1 pseudogene is annotated in these 216 nt (G+C 36.6%); it reads left to right on the top strand.

Annotated elements, in window-relative coordinates:
• A pseudogene (locus tag IM273_RS22615) lies at positions 1 to 216 on the top strand (hypothetical protein); the annotation flags it as partial.

Raw genomic sequence — 216 nt, 5'->3', positions numbered from 1 at the left:
GGCAATACTGGCGGTAATCTCTTAGATTCGAAGCAATTCTGTTTCACATTAGGTTCTTGTCAGATAAGTAAGACAGATGCACTTAAGGCACTTGAACTAACCGGAAGTAAATCACCTGATGAAGCACACTTCAAAACGCTAAGACGTAGAAAATCAGGACAAGATGGAATAATACGGTTATTGGAAAGTAAGTATATTACTACTGAATATGTAAAA

The sequence above is a fragment of the Enterobacter cloacae complex sp. P13B genome (genome assembly GCF_014895915.1).
In the GTDB taxonomy this organism is placed as follows: domain Bacteria; phylum Pseudomonadota; class Gammaproteobacteria; order Enterobacterales; family Enterobacteriaceae; genus Enterobacter; species Enterobacter bugandensis.
Note: the sequence above shows the minus strand (reverse complement) of the source record. Positions and strands in the feature narration are given on the sequence as shown.